General features: G+C 69.1%; 15 protein-coding genes and 1 riboswitch. Of the genes, 9 read left to right on the top strand and 6 right to left on the bottom strand.

Annotated features, from left to right (window positions below; all coding sequences use genetic code 11):
• Positions 1–14: 14 nt before the first annotated feature.
• Positions 15–1,439 carry an MFS transporter gene (locus ACZ6O0_RS10320; RefSeq protein ID WP_465764537.1) on the bottom strand — a complete coding sequence of 475 codons (1,425 nt, stop codon included), beginning with the start codon at positions 1,437–1,439 and terminating at the stop codon, positions 15–17.
• 92 nt (positions 1,440–1,531) lie between these two features.
• Here ACZ6O0_RS10320 and ACZ6O0_RS10315 point away from each other — a divergent pair, with 92 nt between their 5' ends.
• The 3 genes from ACZ6O0_RS10315 to ACZ6O0_RS10305 are packed head-to-tail and all read left to right on the top strand — an operon-like array spanning position 1,532 to position 3,034.
• On the top strand, positions 1,532–2,203 hold the full coding sequence (locus tag ACZ6O0_RS10315) for a TetR/AcrR family transcriptional regulator (RefSeq protein WP_465764536.1): 672 nt from the start codon (positions 1,532–1,534) through the stop codon (positions 2,201–2,203).
• A complete protein-coding gene (locus ACZ6O0_RS10310; RefSeq protein ID WP_465764535.1) occupies positions 2,204–2,797 on the top strand; it encodes a GNAT family N-acetyltransferase in 594 nt (197 codons plus the stop codon). It begins immediately after the preceding gene.
• A gap of 51 nt (positions 2,798–2,848) precedes the next feature.
• Entirely contained in the window at positions 2,849–3,034 is a 186-nt protein-coding gene (locus ACZ6O0_RS10305; RefSeq protein WP_465764534.1) for a YegP family protein, read from the top strand.
• Between the two features lie 57 nt (positions 3,035–3,091).
• Here the strand turns inward: ACZ6O0_RS10305 and ACZ6O0_RS10300 are convergent, their stop codons facing one another.
• Positions 3,092–3,454 (bottom strand): YciI family protein, encoded by a 363-nt coding sequence (locus tag ACZ6O0_RS10300; RefSeq protein ID WP_465764533.1) that lies wholly within the window; start codon positions 3,452–3,454, stop codon positions 3,092–3,094.
• Positions 3,455–3,548: 94 nt separating this feature from the next.
• Here ACZ6O0_RS10300 and ACZ6O0_RS10295 point away from each other — a divergent pair, with 94 nt between their 5' ends.
• Positions 3,549–4,508 (top strand): threo-3-hydroxy-L-aspartate ammonia-lyase, encoded by a 960-nt coding sequence (locus tag ACZ6O0_RS10295; RefSeq protein WP_465764532.1) that lies wholly within the window; start codon positions 3,549–3,551, stop codon positions 4,506–4,508.
• A gap of 294 nt (positions 4,509–4,802) precedes the next feature.
• Positions 4,803–4,975, top strand: a riboswitch (cyclic di-AMP (ydaO/yuaA leader).
• Complete coding sequence (locus ACZ6O0_RS10290; RefSeq protein ID WP_465764531.1) at positions 4,975–5,832, top strand: C40 family peptidase; 858 nt, start codon at positions 4,975–4,977, stop codon at positions 5,830–5,832. It overlaps the preceding riboswitch by 1 nt.
• A gap of 130 nt (positions 5,833–5,962) precedes the next feature.
• Here ACZ6O0_RS10290 and ACZ6O0_RS10285 read toward each other — a convergent pair whose 3' ends face one another.
• Both ACZ6O0_RS10285 and ACZ6O0_RS10280 read right to left on the bottom strand, forming a co-directional pair.
• Complete coding sequence (locus ACZ6O0_RS10285) at positions 5,963–6,619, bottom strand: response regulator (protein WP_465764530.1); 657 nt, start codon at positions 6,617–6,619, stop codon at positions 5,963–5,965.
• A complete protein-coding gene (locus ACZ6O0_RS10280; protein WP_465764529.1) occupies positions 6,616–7,824 on the bottom strand; it encodes a sensor histidine kinase in 1,209 nt (402 codons plus the stop codon). The genes ACZ6O0_RS10285 and ACZ6O0_RS10280 overlap by 4 nt, the downstream gene beginning before the upstream one ends.
• Before the next feature lie 143 nt (positions 7,825–7,967).
• On the opposite strand from ACZ6O0_RS10280, the gene ACZ6O0_RS10275 reads away from it, so the two are divergent.
• The 3 genes from ACZ6O0_RS10275 to ACZ6O0_RS10265 all read left to right on the top strand — a co-directional run bounded on the left by ACZ6O0_RS10275 (position 7,968) and on the right by ACZ6O0_RS10265 (position 10,081).
• Positions 7,968–8,855: an ABC transporter ATP-binding protein gene (locus tag ACZ6O0_RS10275; protein WP_465764528.1), complete on the top strand. Its 888-nt coding sequence runs from the start codon at positions 7,968–7,970 to the stop codon at positions 8,853–8,855.
• A gap of 28 nt (positions 8,856–8,883) precedes the next feature.
• On the top strand, positions 8,884–9,690 hold the full coding sequence (locus ACZ6O0_RS10270) for an ABC transporter permease (RefSeq protein WP_465764527.1): 807 nt from the start codon (positions 8,884–8,886) through the stop codon (positions 9,688–9,690).
• 205 nt (positions 9,691–9,895) lie between these two features.
• Entirely contained in the window at positions 9,896–10,081 is a 186-nt protein-coding gene (locus ACZ6O0_RS10265) for a DUF3073 domain-containing protein (RefSeq protein ID WP_465764526.1), read from the top strand.
• Positions 10,082–10,334: 253 nt separating this feature from the next.
• Here ACZ6O0_RS10265 and purM read toward each other — a convergent pair whose 3' ends face one another.
• Positions 10,335–11,408 (bottom strand): phosphoribosylformylglycinamidine cyclo-ligase, encoded by a 1,074-nt coding sequence (purM, locus tag ACZ6O0_RS10260; RefSeq protein ID WP_465764525.1) that lies wholly within the window; start codon positions 11,406–11,408, stop codon positions 10,335–10,337.
• Positions 11,409–11,433: 25 nt separating this feature from the next.
• Positions 11,434–12,996: an amidophosphoribosyltransferase gene (purF, locus tag ACZ6O0_RS10255; RefSeq protein WP_465764524.1), complete on the bottom strand. Its 1,563-nt coding sequence runs from the start codon at positions 12,994–12,996 to the stop codon at positions 11,434–11,436.
• Positions 12,997–13,314: 318 nt separating this feature from the next.
• Here purF and ACZ6O0_RS10250 point away from each other — a divergent pair, with 318 nt between their 5' ends.
• Positions 13,315–14,298, top strand: coding sequence for a helix-turn-helix transcriptional regulator (locus tag ACZ6O0_RS10250; RefSeq protein ID WP_465764523.1), 984 nt, complete (start codon positions 13,315–13,317; stop codon positions 14,296–14,298).
• The last annotated feature ends 190 nt before the right edge of the window (positions 14,299–14,488 follow it).

Below are 14,488 nucleotides of genomic sequence, written 5' to 3'. Positions count from 1 at the left end.
CTGCTGCTGGAGAACTACGCCGCGGCTGTTGCTTCGGTCAGCTGTTCTGAGGTGGGCTGCAGTTGGGGGGTGGCGAGGGTTAGGAGGACGTTGACTACGGCGAAGAGGGCGGCTACCAGGAGGCCTCGTTGGAAACCGGACTGGAGGGCGGACTGCTGGGAGGCGCCGTGGGTTAGTTCGTTGGTGGTGTGGGTGATGGAGAGGGTGGTGACGATGGCGAGGCCGAGTGCGCCGCCCACCTGGTACATCGCGTTGACCACACCGGATGCCGCGCCGGCTTCGACGGGGCGGACTTCGGAGACGGCGGTGATCTGGCCGGGGACGCCGACGCCGATGATGCCGAAACCGAAGATGATGAGGCCGGGCAGGAGCTCGGACGCGTAGCTGCCGGCGACGTCGGCCTGCGAGAGGTAGAGGAGTCCGACCACGCTCAGTACGGCGCCGGCGAGCTGCACCGTACGAGTGCCGACCCGCTGCACGAGCTGCGAAGCCAACAGAGCACCGACGATCGCCGCACCGCCCATGGGCAGGAAGTGCACGCCCGCCTCGAGCGCCGTGTCCCCGCGGACCTGCTGCAGGTAGATAGCGGTCAGGAAGAACATGGAGAGGAACGCAGCTCCGTTCAGAGCGAGCGATCCGCCCGAAACACTCAGCGCACGCGACCGGAACAACCGCATCGGCACCAGCGGAGCAGCAGACCGACGCTCCACCACGACGAACGCAGCCAGCAGGACCACGCCAGCAATCAGTACGCCGACAACCTCAGCCGATCCCCATCCCGCGGGCTCCGACCGCACGACGCCGTACACAACAGCCATGAGTCCGGCAGTCCCGAGCACCGCCCCCAGAGTGTCGAACGTACGTCGGCCAGCAGAGTGCCGTACGTCGCGAACGAACACCGGCACCACAGCGACCAGCGCGATCACGATCGGCACGTTGACGAAGAACACCCACTGCCAGCTGAGTGAATCGACCAATATGCCGCCCGCGACGACACCGAGCGTTCCACCAAGACCGGCGAGACCACCCCAGACACCCATGGCGATGTTCCGCTCACGTCCGTGCGCGAACGTCATCGTCAGGATCGCCAGCGCCGCCGGCGAGAGCAGTGCACCGCCAAGACCCTGTACGGCGCGCGCACCGATGAGGAACTCGGGTGAGTTGGACAGCCCGGCGACCAGCGAGGTCGCACCGAACAGCAACAGGCCGGCCACGAACACCCGCCGCGGGCCGAGCAGGTCGGCCATCCGCCCGCCGAGGAGCAGGAAGCCGCCGAAGAGCAGTGTGTAGGCGTTGATCACCCACTGCAGGGAGTCGGCGGAGAAGTTCAGGTCCGCCTGGATGTGCGGCAGCGCGACGTTCACGATCGTCACGTCGAGCACCACGATGAACTGCGCGAGAGCCAGCACCGCCAGGGTGGCCCAGGGACTGCGTCGCATTGTCCTACCTCACTCGGAAGAGAGTCTACGTTGTATGTATACGGCGTAAGCTTACGTAGTAGACGGTAGGTCTACGGTGTAAACTTGTCAACGTGATCACCAAAGAGACCTCCCGCCGCCTGGATCCGGCGAAGGTCGTCGACAGCGCGCTGGCCATCGCCGACGACGAGGGCCCGGCTGCCGTCACCTTCCGCCGGCTGGCCGCCCAGCACGACGTCACGCCGATGGCGCTGTACCGGCATTTCAAGGACAAGGACGACCTGCTCGCCGCGCTCGGCGATCGCATGCTGACCGACGTCGTCCTGCCGGAGCCGACCGACGAGCGGTGGGACAAGCAGCTGCACAAGCTGCTGACGGCCTTCGTGACCGCGCTGCGCGCACACCCGCGGGTGGCGGACCTCACCCTGCCCCGCATCCTGGTGACCGATCCCGGACTGGTGATGGCCGAGCGCGCGATGGAGCTGCTCACCGAGGGCGGGTTCTCCGTCGACGACGCGGCCGAGGTCGGCCGGCAGTCGTTCTGCTCGCTGATCGCCCTGGTCACCACGGACCCGATCGCCCGCGAGGTGAGCGACCCGGTGGCCCGGGAGGACTCGATGCGGCGCAAGCGCGCGTCGCTGGCCGCCCTGCCGCCGCGGAAGTACCCGCTGGTCGCCAGCGCCGCGGATACGCTGATCTGCCCTACGTCCAGGGACCGCTACTACTCCCTGGGGATCGACATGACGGTCGCGGGCATCCGCGGCGTAGTGGAGAAGGAGCAGTAGTTGGCCCTCAGCGTCATGACCTACCTGGAGCAGAGAAGTCCTGACGAGCTGGTGCCGGCGCGAGAGCAGCCGATCGAGGTCAGGCGGGTCGAGGAGCTCTCACCGGAGTTCGCCCGCTACCTCTACACCGCGGTCGGCGGTCACTGGCACTGGATCGGCAAGCTCGGGTGGAACTGGGACCAGTGGGTCGACTGGCTGAGCCGGCCCGGCTTCGAGACCTACGTGCCGTGGGTCGGCGGTATACCGGCCGGGTACGTCGCCCTCCGCGGCGTCGGCCAGGAGACCGAGATCGAGAACTTCGGACTGCTGCGGGGCTTCATCGGCCGTGGGATCGGCGGTCACCTGCTGACGGTCGGCCTGCGGAACGCGTGGACCGTGCACGAGCGGCACGCCGGGGTGGACCCGATCACCCGGGTCTGGGTGAACACGAACACCCTCGACGGACCTGCCGCGCTGGGCAACTACAAGGCCCGCGGCATGACGCCGTACAAGACAGTGGAAGAGGAGCGTCCCGACGGCGACGGTCCGCCGCCCGGTCCGTGGCCGGGCTGGTCCGGGCCGCCCGGCGTGGTGCGCGAGGTTCCGGCGGGCTGACGACGCTACGCTCCGGAACGGAGTGATACCAATTCAGGTGGAGGTAGACCGATGGCGGGGAAGTTCGAGCTCTACAAGGACAAGTCGGGCGAGTTCCGGTTCCGGCTGAAGGCCGGCAACGGTGAAGTGATCGCGACCAGCAGCGAGAGCTACACGAGCAAGGCCGGAGCGCTGAACGGCATCGAGTCGATCAAGAAGAACGCGGCCGACGCGAACGTCGACGACCAGACGGACTGAAACCTCATAAAACAAGGGGGTTCTCCACCACCTGTGGAGAACCCCCTTCGGTGTTTCTCAGAGACCGACCTCGTGGACGACCGGCCGGACCTCGACGCCGAGGCCCTCGATCGCGGCGTCCGGGATCATCGCGGCCAGTTCGTAGGCGCGCTCCGGCGTGGCCACGTCGATCAGGTAGTAGCCGGCCAGGAACTCCTTGGCCTCCAGGAACGGCCCGTCGGTCACCGCCGGGACGCCGTCGCGGACCTTGACCACCGCGGTCCTGGCCGGCTCGGCCAGCGCGACCGTGCTGTGGAACTCCCCCGACTCCTGTGTCGTCGCCATGAACTTCTCGTGCCCGGCGAAGATGGCTTGCTGCTCCTCCTCGTTCAGCGCGGCCAGCACGTCGGGGTTGATGTTCAGGACCAGTAGGTACTTCACGGTGTCTCCTTCAGCCGTGGCCCCCGGTTGGGCGCCTTTCGTCCATCAGTACGGAGCCGTCCGCCCGATCTTGACATCGGTATAGCGTCACCCCATGGCCGAGCTGAGTCTCACAGATGTCCGGGCCGCCGCGGACCGGATCGCCGGCGTCGCCCACCGTACGCCGGTGCTCACCTCGCGGACCCTGGACGAGCGCGTCGGGGCGCGGGTGTTCCTCAAGGCGGAGAACTTCCAGCGGATCGGCGCGTTCAAGTTCCGCGGCGCGTTCAACGCGATCAGCCGGCTCACCCCGGAGCAGCTCCGGTACGGCGTCGCGGCGTACTCGTCGGGGAATCACGCGCAGGCGGTCGCGCTGGCGGCCCGGATCGCGGGGGCCAAGGCGGTCATCCTGATGCCCACGGACGCGCCGCCGACGAAGCTGGCCGCCACCCGGGGGTACGGCGCCGAGGTGGTCACCTATGACCGCTACACCCAGGACCGGACCGCCCTGGGCAAGGAGCTGGCGGCCGAGCGTGGACTCACCCTGATTCCGCCGTACGACCACTACGACGTGATGGCCGGGCAGGGGACGGTCGCGCTGGAGCTGATCGAGGAGGTCGGCCACCTCGGAGCGCTGCTCGTCCCGGTCGGGGGCGGTGGGCTGATGGCCGGCTGCGCGACCGCGGCGACGATGATGTCGCCGGGGATCCGGATGATCGGCGTCGAGCCGGCCGCCGGGGACGACCACGCCCGGTCGCTGGCCGCGGGCGAGCGGGTGGAGATCGACGTACCGCGGACGATCGCCGACGGGCAGGCGATCTCGACGCCCGGCGAGCTGACCTTCGCGGTGAACCGGCGGCTGGTGGACGCGTTCGAGCTGGTCAGCGACGAGGAGATCGTGGCCGCGATGGCGTTCGCGTTCGAGCGGCTGAAGATCGTGCTCGAGCCGAGCGGCGCGTGCGCGCTGGCCGCGCTGCTGGCCGGCCGGATCCGTGGGCTGCCCGAGCGCGTCGGAGTGGTGCTGTCGGGCGGCAACGTCGGCCTGGACCGGTTCGTCGAACTGCTCGGAAAATAGCTGAATTCGCAAGGATTTTAGGGTGCCCTGGGCACGCACTGTGCCCGTTGTCACAGACAGCAACCGTGAAATGTGACCGGAGTCACACGGAACCTCTCATTCGCCGCCTGAGCCCCGCTCAGACGCGCTCAGGACACCTCGTGTTCACCCCGGCTCCCTGATCCGTCAGAGAGCCATCCAGGGCTTTCCAGAGGGTCTCTGTGGATCTGAGGGTTTGCGTCGTGATCATTCTGTTATACAGTCGTCGGCGGTTCGGTAAAGACGACGAACCGCAGACGGGTCAACGCCGAGCCCTGCCAAGGCCCGCCTGCTCCCCTCGAACAACTTTGGCAGGGGTGGGGGACCCAGGAAGTTGGGTCTCGACCGTGAGTGGTCGAAACCCTGGGGTGAAGTCCGCGGGAGCGGACCGGGCGATGAATCCCAGCCCGAACCCGACAGCTAACTTCACAGGCGTCGGGAGACAACCATGCCCGTCACTGCCCGACGGACGTCGCTTTCGCGCGCCGTCAGCCAGAACGAGATCAGTACCACCCGGCCTACCGGCCGGACCCCCGCGAGGCACCGCAAGTCCACCAAGCCTGCGACTCCCCGAGCCGCCGCGGCCGTTCTCTCGGTCGGCCTCGCGGTCGGCAGTGGAGCCGCTCTCTCGGTCACAGCCTCTCCGGCCACCGCTTCGGCGGCGACCACTTCCGCAACTGCCACCACCACGCCGCGTGGGTACTGGAGCATTCCCAGCAGGCCGCTGCTCCGCCTCGGCGACAAGGGCCCGACCGTCAAGTACGTGCAGAGGGCCCTGCACCTGGGCCCGGACGGCTACTTCGGCACCAGCACCGTGCGGGTGCTGAAGAAGTTCCAGACCTCCTGGGGTCTGCGCGCCACCGGCTACATGGACAAGAACACCTGGGGCCGGCTGACCTGGGCAGCCAAGCACAAGGTGCTCTACGGCAAGTACGGCGCCTCCAGCGGCACCACGACCTTCCGGGCCAAGGTGCTCCGCGAGGCCGCGAAGCTCAAGGGCACGCCGTACCGCTACGGCGGCACGACCCCGCGCGGCTTCGACTGCTCCGGCTACACCGGCTACGTGTACAAGAAGGCCGGCAAGAAGCTGCCGCGTACGTCGCGGGCGCAGTACAGCGCGACGAAGCACATCAGCCGCAAGACCGCCAAGCCGGGTGACCTCGTGTTCTTCAAGAGCGGTGGCGGCGGCGTGTACCACGTCGGCATCTACGCCGGCGGGAACATGCTGTGGCACGCCTCGAAGCCGGGCCGCCCGGTCGCCAAGGCGAAGATCTGGACCAGCAGCGTGGCCTTCGGCCGCGTCTGAGTCCTACCGGTCGGCGCCCTTCCCCCCGGGCGCGCGGACCGGTGTCAGCGTCCTCTCCCCCAGGCACGCTGGCCAGTGAAACCGGCACGGGCCGTCGTCCCCCACCCCTCCGACGGCCCGGGCCGGTTTCCTACGTGTCGAGAAGGCCGGCCTCGTACGCGAGGATCGCGACCTGGACCCGGTTGGTGGCGTCGAGTTTCACCAGCGTCCGGGACACGTGCGCCTTCACCGTCGCCTCGCTCATGAACAGTGTCTTGCCGATGTCGGAGTTCTGCAGCCCGCGGCCGACCTCGACCAGCACCTCACGCTCCCGCTCGGTGAGCTTGCTGATCCGCTCCTGGGCCGCCCGCCGCCGGTCCGCCCGCGGGTCCGCGGCGAAGTGCCCGATCAGCCGCCGGGTCACTGCCGGCGACAGCATCGCCTCGCCGGCCGCGACCACCTTGATCGCCTGCACGAGCTCCCGCGGCGGCGTGTCCTTCAGCAGGAAGCCGCTCGCGCCGGCCTGCAGCGCCCGGAACACGTAGTCGTCCAGGTCGAACGTCGTGAGCACGACGATCTTCGGCGGATCGGGCAGCGCCTGCACCTCGCGGGTCGCGGCCAGGCCGTCCAGACGAGGCATCCGGATGTCCATCAGGACGACGTCCGGCCGGTGCTCCTTCACCATCGCCGCGGCGTCCGCGCCGTCCTCGGCCTCGGCGACCACCTCGAGGTCCTCGTCGGACTCCAGGATCATCTTCAGCCCGGCCCGCACCAGCGCCTCGTCGTCCACGATCAGCAGCCGCGTCATCGTTCCCTTTCCTCGCGATTCAGCACCGTGTCGACGAACACCGGCTCGGCGCTCTGCCGGTGGTCTTCCCAGGGCAGCCAGGCTTCCACCCGCCAGCCCCCTTCCGCCGTCGGTCCGGTCGTCAGCCGGCCACCGACCAGCTGCACTCGCTCACGCAGCCCGACCAGGCCGGCTCCGGCGCCCGGGAGCAGTGAACCAGCAGCCACCGGCCGCACGTTCGTCACCCTCACCGTCACGCCCTCGCCCCGGGCGCCGTGCACCTCCACGGCCGTCGACGCGCCCCGCGCGTGCTTGTGCACGTTGGTCAGCGACTCCTGGACCACGCGGTAGACAGTCCGGCCGAGCGAGACCGGTACGTCGTCCGGCAGCAGGAACTCACCCGTCACACTCACCCCGGCGTCCCGCGATGCCGCGACCAGCCGCTCCAGATCCGACGCCTGCGGCACGGGCGTCAGGTCGGCCCCGTCCACACTGACGTCAGAACGCAGTACGCCGAGAACCTCGCGGAGATCCTCCATCGCCTGCCGTGCGGTCTCCCGGATCAGCCGGGCCGACCCCTCGACCTTGTCGGGGCCGACGGCCGGGTTCACCTCGAGTCCACCGGCGTGCAGGGCGATCAGCGAGACCTTGTGCGCGAGGACGTCGTGCATCTCCTGAGCGATCCGGGCCCGCTCGCCCAGCCGGGCCTGCTCGCTGCGCAGCTCGCGCTCCGCCTCGGCCCGCTCGGCCCGGTCCCGCAGCGACACCATCAGGTCCCGGCGGGCGCCGATGTAGGCGCCGATGGCGACCCACGTCCCGACCAGGAACGGGCCCGAGAACACCGGCACCCAGAACTGGCCGTCCCCACCCCAGGTGTTCAGGACGTAGGCGGCGTACGCGGCCAGTCCGAGGATCGCGAGGACGAGGTCGCGGCGGCGGATCGCCAGCGTCAGCAGCGCGAGCCCCATCGGCACGAAGATGCCCGAGGTCAGCATCGCCACCACGGTGATCGCGGTGACGGTCGCCGGGAACCGCCGGCGCCAGAGCAGCGCGAACGACGCCACCACGCCGACGCCCAGGACGTACCAGTCCTTGACGCTCCAGCCTCCGCCGCCGGACGCGGCCTGGGCGACGATGGTGAGCAGGCTGAAGGCGACGTACAGAATGTCGCGCAGGCGCGGGGCATGCCTGACCCACCAGGCGTACCACCGGCGCAACCGTCGCATTCTGTCAGCGTAGTTGTCCGGCGTCCGCCGTCACGTCCCCCATCTGGGTGGGATCCGGGGTCTTCCCGGACGACTTTCGTAGGGGGTCGGTGCAGCCGGTTGTCCGATGTGCGAACAGGGTGCCGACCGGTTGACTCGTTGCCATGATCACCGTCGAGAACCTGACCAAGCGCTACGGCAGCACCACGGCTGTCCAGGATGTGTCGTTCACCGTCCAGCCCGGCAGCATCACCGGCTTCCTCGGCCCGAACGGCGCCGGCAAGTCGACCACGCTGCGGATGCTGACCGGACTCACCCCGCCGACCTCCGGCTCCGCGAGCATCACCGGCAAGCGGTACGTCGACCTGCCGAACCCGGGCCGGGTCGTCGGGGTCATGCTGGACGCCGCCGCGCAGCACCCGGGCCGCACCGGCCGGGAGACGCTGCTGCTGAACGCCAGCCTGCTCGGCGTCCCCAAGGCCCGCGTCGGCGAGATGCTGGAGGCCGTCGGGCTCACCGACGCCGCGAAGCGCCGGGTCGGTCAGTACTCGCTCGGCATGCGGCAGCGGCTCGGTATCGCGAGTGCGCTGCTCGGCGATCCCGCCGTACTGATCCTGGACGAGCCGGCCAACGGGATGGACCCCGAAGGCATCCGGTGGATGCGCGGTCTGCTGCAGGACTTCGCCGCCCGCGGCGGCACGGTGATCCTGTCGAGCCACCTGCTCGGTGAGGTGCAGGCGACGGTCGACCGGCTGGTCGTCATCGGCGGCGGGCGGATCGTGGCCAACGGCTCGCTGGAGGAGCTGCTGGCCGGGACCGGCACGCTCGTCCGCGGTCTCGACCCGATCCGCCTGAACGAGGCACTCACCGCCGCCGGTCTGCAGCTCGAGCCCTTGCACGACGGCTCGTTGCGGGTCGACGCCACGGCCGAGCAGGTCGGGCGGGCCGCCGCGGCCGCCGGCCAGATCCTGCTCGAACTGCGCCAGAGCGACGGCGCCGGCCTGGAGGACCTGTTCTTCCAGCTCACCAGTCCGACCGCCGTCGCGGCCTGATCACACCTACTTCCTGGAGCTCATCACCATGACCACCGTCACTGACATCGCGCCGACCGCCCCGGCCAAGCACCGGGCCGAGGTGGCGACCGCGTTGCCGCCCGCCCGCGGGCAGTCCTTCCTGAAACTCGTCACCATCGAACTCCGCAAGGCGGTGAACACCCGCAGCGGCCGGGTCCTGATCGCCGCGATCCTGCTGCTGGCCGCGATCGCGGTCGGCTGGCAGCTGACCCACCTGCCGCAGGGACCGGCCGGCATCGACGGCTTCCTCGGCGCCGCGTCGACCAGCGTCATGCTGCTCCTGCCGGTCATCGGCGTGATGGCGATGACGTCGGAGTGGACCCAGCGGACCGCGCTGACCACGTTCACGCTGTCGCCCCGCCGGGTGCGGGTCCAGCTGGCCAAGTTCGTCTCCTCGATCGTGCTGAGCGTCGTGGTGATGACCGCGGTCGTCGTCATCGCCCTCGCCGGTACGGCGCTCGCCGGAGCGGTCACCGACCACACCACGTCGTACGCCGGTCTGGGCGGGCAGCTCGCCGGGGCCTACCTGACCGTCGCGCTGAACGTGGTGATGGGCGCCGCCTTCGGTGCGGTGATCGCCCAGACCGCGGTCGCGATCCTGGTCTACTTCATCGCCCCGACCGCCTGGTCGCTCGCCGGGCCGGCGCTGTTCAAGGACAACGCCAACTGGCTGGACGTGTTCGGCGCCTTCGGCCGGATCGCGGAGCGCGACCTGCACGGGATGCTGCCCGAGACGCTGACCGCGATCGGGGTCTGGATCGTTGTCCCGACCATCGTCGGACTGTGGGCAAGCTCACGTCGCGAGGTCAAATAACGGGGCCGGACGCGGCGGGGTGGGCCGGTTCGAGGGGACCGGGCCACCCCGCCGGCGGTGTGATCGGACCTCTGTGGTCCCAGGCCAGGGGGCCGGTGCGTGTGTCGATCCCTCGCTCCGGGTATCCTTGGATCACGATTACTGACGACTGATCCGTGGGCGCCACGCTGCGTACCCGGTTGACTTGTGCGAGGGGGTCGACGCTATGGGGCGCGGCCGTGCAAAGGCCAAGCAGACGAAGGTCGCTCGCGACCTGAAGTACCGCACCTGGGACACCGATTTGGACCAGCTCAAGCGTGAGCTGTCCGGTGAGCAGGGTGGGAACGCTTCTGCGAACGGCGACAACGACGGCGACGACTACGACGCCGACGACTACCACCCCCGTCGGTAAGCAACACCAGCCCGGCTGACTGCTCAGCACCCTCGTGGTGCCTGAGCAGTTCACCGTGCGCCGACGAGCTCCACCACACTTGAACCACCGGATGTACTGCCACCTACCCGAAACCCGGGTGGCAGGATGGCCGGCTGGCCTCAGCAACAACTGCTCCCAGGCGGTGCTTCGCCTGGCCGCCGACGGTCAGTCGACCGCCGACCTGCACAGCACCGGCTGGGAGCAACCCGCAGAGCCAAGCGGCGGCCGCGGGTTACTTGGCGTAGGTGCCTTCGAGGGCGACCGTGCCACCGGGCGCGGCGGTGACCTCGCCGCAGACCCAGGCCGGGATGTCGCGTGCCGCCAGGGCAGCGATCGCCGCGTCCGCCGCCGACGGGTCGAGGACGGCGACCATGCCCGCGCCCATGTTCAGCGTCTTCTCCAGCTCCGGCAGCGCGACGTCCCCGAGCAGCCCCACCAGCCCGAAGATCGGCGCCGGCGCCCAGGTCGCCCGGTCGATCCGGACCGACAGCTCGTCCGGGATCACCCGCGCCAGGTTCGCCGCGAACCCACCCCCGGTGATGTGCGACATCGCGTGCAGCGGCCGCTCGTCCCCGCCGTTCAGCTCCTGGATCAGCTCCAGGCAGTGCTTCGCGTAGACCCGCGTCGGCGTCAGCAGCACCTCACCGAGCGTCGTGCCGAGCTCCGGCACCTCCCGGTCCAGCGTCCACCTGGCCCGCTCGAAGAACACGTGCCGCACCAGGCTGTACCCGTTCGAGTGCAGGCCCGACGACGCCATCGCCAGTACGACGTCGCCCGCGCGCACCCGCTCCGCTCCGAGCACCTCGTCCGCCTCGACGACCCCGGTGGCCGCGCCGGCCACGTCGTACTCGTCCGGCTCCAGTAGGCCCGGGTGTTCCGCGGTCTCTCCGCCGACGAGCGCCGTACCGGCCTCCACGCACGCCTCGGCGATGCCCTTCACGATCTGCGCGATCGTCTCCGGGACCACCTTGCCGGTGCAGATGTAGTCGGTCATGAACAACGGCTCGGCGCCGCACACGACCAGGTCGTCGACGACCATCCCGACCAGGTCGAACCCGATCGTGTCGTGCTTGTCCAGCTTCTGCGCGATCGCGACCTTGGTCCCGATCCCGTCCGTCGAGGTCGCCAGCAGCGGCCGCCGGTACGACGTCAGCGCGGTGGCGTCGAACAGCCCGGCGAACCCGCCGAGCCCGCCGACCACCTCCGGGCGGGTCGCCTTGGCCACCCACTCCTTCATCAGCTCGACGGCCCGGTCCCCGGCCTCGATGTCGACACCGGCGGCGGCATAGCTCGCGCCTTGACTCACGATCTTCTCTCCTTGGTACGGCGTGCTACGGGCGACTGAGCGCGTCGGCGGCGCCGCCACCGCCGGAGACCGTGGCCAGGCCGTCGGCGTCGGTGGCCACCGGCAGCTCGAGCAGGTGCTTGCCGAGGTGCTCCGGATCGGGAAGCGCCACCGGGTAGACCCCGTCGAAGCACGCCCGGCAGAGCCGGTCCTTCGGCACGGTGGTGGCCTCGACCAGGACATCCAGGCTGATGTATCCGAGCGAGTCGGCGCCGAGCGAGCGGCAGATCTCCTCGGTGTTCAGGCCGTTCGCGATCAGCTCGGCGCGGCTGGCGAAGTCGATGCCGTAGAAGCAAGGCCACTTCACCGGTGGCGCGGTGATCCGGACGTGGATCTCCTTCGCGCCGGCCTCGCGGAGCATCCGGATGACCGCACGCTGGGTGTTGCCGCGGACGATTGTGTCGTCGACCACGACGAGCCGCTTGCCCTCGATCACCTCGCGCAACGGGTTCAGCTTCAGCCGGATCCCGAGCTGGCGGATGGTCTGACTCGGCTGGATGAACGTGCGGCCGACGTACGCGTTCTTGACCAGGCCGGCACCGTACGGGATGCCGGACTCTTCGGCGTACCCGATCGCGCCCGGTACGCCGGACTCCGGGGTGGCGATCACCAGGTCGGCGTCCGCCGGGTGCTCACGGGCCAGCCGGCGACCGATCTCGACCCGGGTGGAGTGGATCCGCTGGCCGGAGATCTGGGTGTCCGGGCGGGCCAGGTAGACGAACTCGAACAGGCAGCCCTTCGGGTCCGGCTCGGCGAACTTGGTCGAGCGGAGCCCTTCGGCGTCGATCGCGACGATCTCACCCGGCTCGACCTCACGGATGAAGCTCGCGCCGACGATGTCGAGGGCCGCGGTCTCGCTGGCGATCACCCAGCCGCGCTCCAGCCGGCCCAGCACCAACGGGCGGATGCCCTGCGGGTCGCGAGCGGCGTACAGGGTGTTCTCGTCCATGAAGATCAGGCTGAAGGCGCCCTTGACCTTCGGCAGCACCTTCGCCGCGGCCTGCTCGATGGTCAGGTCCGGGTAGCCGGCCAGCATCGAGGTGAGGATGTCGGTGTCCGACGAGGCGCTGTGCTTGGCGTTCGCCTTCGCGTGCTCGACCTCGACGTCCAGGCCGAGATCCAGGTCACCCTCGCCGTTCAGGCTGGCGGCCAGCTCACCGGTGTTGGTCAGGTTCCCGTTGTGACCGAGCGCGATCGACCCGGTCGCGGTCGACCGGAACGTCGGCTGGGCGTTGGCCCAGACACTGGACCCGGTCGTCGAGTACCGGCAGTGGCCGATCGCGATATGCCCTCGGAGGGACGCCAGCGTCGCCTCGTCGAACGCCTGACTGACCAGGCCCATGTCCTTGTAGACCAGAATCTGGCTACCGTTACTGACCGCGATCCCTGCCGACTCCTGCCCCCGGTGCTGCAAGGCGTAGAGCCCGAAATAGGTGAGCTTGGCAACCTCTTCGCCAGGAGCCCAGACCCCGAACACCCCACAAGCATCCTGCGGTCCCAGGTCCTGCGGATCAATCTCATGAGTCAGCCGACCATCGCCACGAGCCACACCAGCAGTCTACGGGACGGGACACAGTGCCCTGACTCACACCGGACCTGATGGGATACGCCGGCCTCAGCCGGCGATCCGCATCACCAGCAGGCCGCGCCGATCCCACCGCACGCCGGCACGTCGGCTTCCGTGGTCCCTCCAGCGACGGGAACAGCCACGGCGACCGCCAACGCAAACACGCCGGCCCCGATTACGGACAGCATCTTCTTGATCACAACTTGTCCCTTCAGAAATAATCCGGAACCACCTATTGAGTGCTCATTGTCGACGCACTCTGTATATGGTCGGTTCCGACAAGTTCTGGGGAGAAGGATCGTGCTCGAGCCGCTCGGTGTGGATGAAGCCACCTTCGCGGTCTATCACGCCCTGCTCAGCCAGCCAGACAGTACGCCGGAGCAGATTGCCGCGCTAGTAGATCGATCCGTTACTGATGTACATGAGCTGATGGATCGGCTGCGGAAGCTCGAACTGCTCGTCCCGACCTGGGCGAACCCCGACAGTGAGCACGCCGTGCATCCGCGCGTCGGCCTGGCCAGCCTGGCCGAGCGCCGGCGGGCCGAGCTCAACGCGAAGCTCGGTGAGCTCCGCGACGCGGAGGCGTCCGCGGAAGTCGTCGCCGAGCAGTACAACGAGCTCCTGACGGCGCGGAGCAGCGGCGACGTCGAGGTGATCAAGGGCCGGGCGAACGCGTCACGCCGGATCGACGAGCTGGCGCTGAAGGCGCGCGACACCTTCTGGGCGCTGGTGCCGGCCCACATCGACGAGACGATCCGCCCGGTCGAGGGCTCCCCGGATCTTCCCCTGCTGGAGCGCGGCCTCAAGATGCGGGCGGTCTACCTGCAGAACATGATGGAGTCCAAGGTCGCCATCGAGTACGCAGCGACCATCCACCGCCTCGGCGGTGAGGTGCGAGCGACACCGACCCTCCCGATGCGGCTGCTGATCTTCGACCGCGAGATCGCGATCATGCCGATGGACCCCGGAAACCCGACTGCCGGCGCAGTCATCCACCGCAGCCCGGCCGTGGTCTCCGTCGCGCTGGCCCTCTTCGACGCCTACTGGTCCCGAGCCACCGAACTCTTCGACGCGGACGACCGCGACGACGACTCCCCGCTGACGCCGCACGAGGCAGAGGTACTGCGCCTGCTCGCCGGCGGGGCGAAGGACGAGCAGGTCGCCCGGCTCCTCGGCATCTCCCTCCGCACCGCCCGCCGCATCACCGCCAACCTCTCCGACCGCCTTGATGCCGCCAGCCGGTTTGAGTTAGGGGTTGCTGCGGCCAAGCGCGGCTGGGTCTGAGCCGCGGGTGGTTGAAACCCGAGTCCCAAGCGCGCGCAGATCCTCTGTTGGAATGCGCGCAGGGAATAGTGAATCTTCTTGGGCGGGGGATGATTTCGGGAACGGCCGGCGGATCGGAACGGAATCGGGCGTTCGTTCAGATCGAAGTCTGGCCAAGGCTGTTTTTCGCGTTCAACGAATCAGCGTGGCC

The sequence above is a fragment of the Kribbella sp. NPDC048837 genome (genome assembly GCF_055586945.1).
This window is presented reverse-complemented; position numbering and strand designations above follow the sequence as displayed.

Bases quoted from the DNA above. Each gene is read 5' to 3' on its own strand.
- ACZ6O0_RS10275 (WP_465764528.1), top strand. From the start codon at position 7,968: ATGATCACCGTCGAGAACCTGACCAAGCGCTACGGCAGCACCACGGCT.
- ACZ6O0_RS10265 (WP_465764526.1), top strand. From the start codon at position 9,896: ATGGGGCGCGGCCGTGCAAAGGCCAAGCAGACGAAGGTCGCTCGCGAC.
- ACZ6O0_RS10305 (WP_465764534.1), top strand. From the start codon at position 2,849: ATGGCGGGGAAGTTCGAGCTCTACAAGGACAAGTCGGGCGAGTTCCGG.
- ACZ6O0_RS10295 (WP_465764532.1), top strand. From the start codon at position 3,549: ATGGCCGAGCTGAGTCTCACAGATGTCCGGGCCGCCGCGGACCGGATC.
- ACZ6O0_RS10280 (WP_465764529.1), bottom strand. From the start codon at position 7,824: ATGCGACGGTTGCGCCGGTGGTACGCCTGGTGGGTCAGGCATGCCCCG.
- ACZ6O0_RS10320 (WP_465764537.1), bottom strand. From the start codon at position 1,439: ATGCGACGCAGTCCCTGGGCCACCCTGGCGGTGCTGGCTCTCGCGCAG.
- ACZ6O0_RS10285 (WP_465764530.1), bottom strand. From the start codon at position 6,619: ATGACGCGGCTGCTGATCGTGGACGACGAGGCGCTGGTGCGGGCCGGG.
- ACZ6O0_RS10290 (WP_465764531.1), top strand. From the start codon at position 4,975: ATGCCCGTCACTGCCCGACGGACGTCGCTTTCGCGCGCCGTCAGCCAG.
- ACZ6O0_RS10270 (WP_465764527.1), top strand. From the start codon at position 8,884: ATGACCACCGTCACTGACATCGCGCCGACCGCCCCGGCCAAGCACCGG.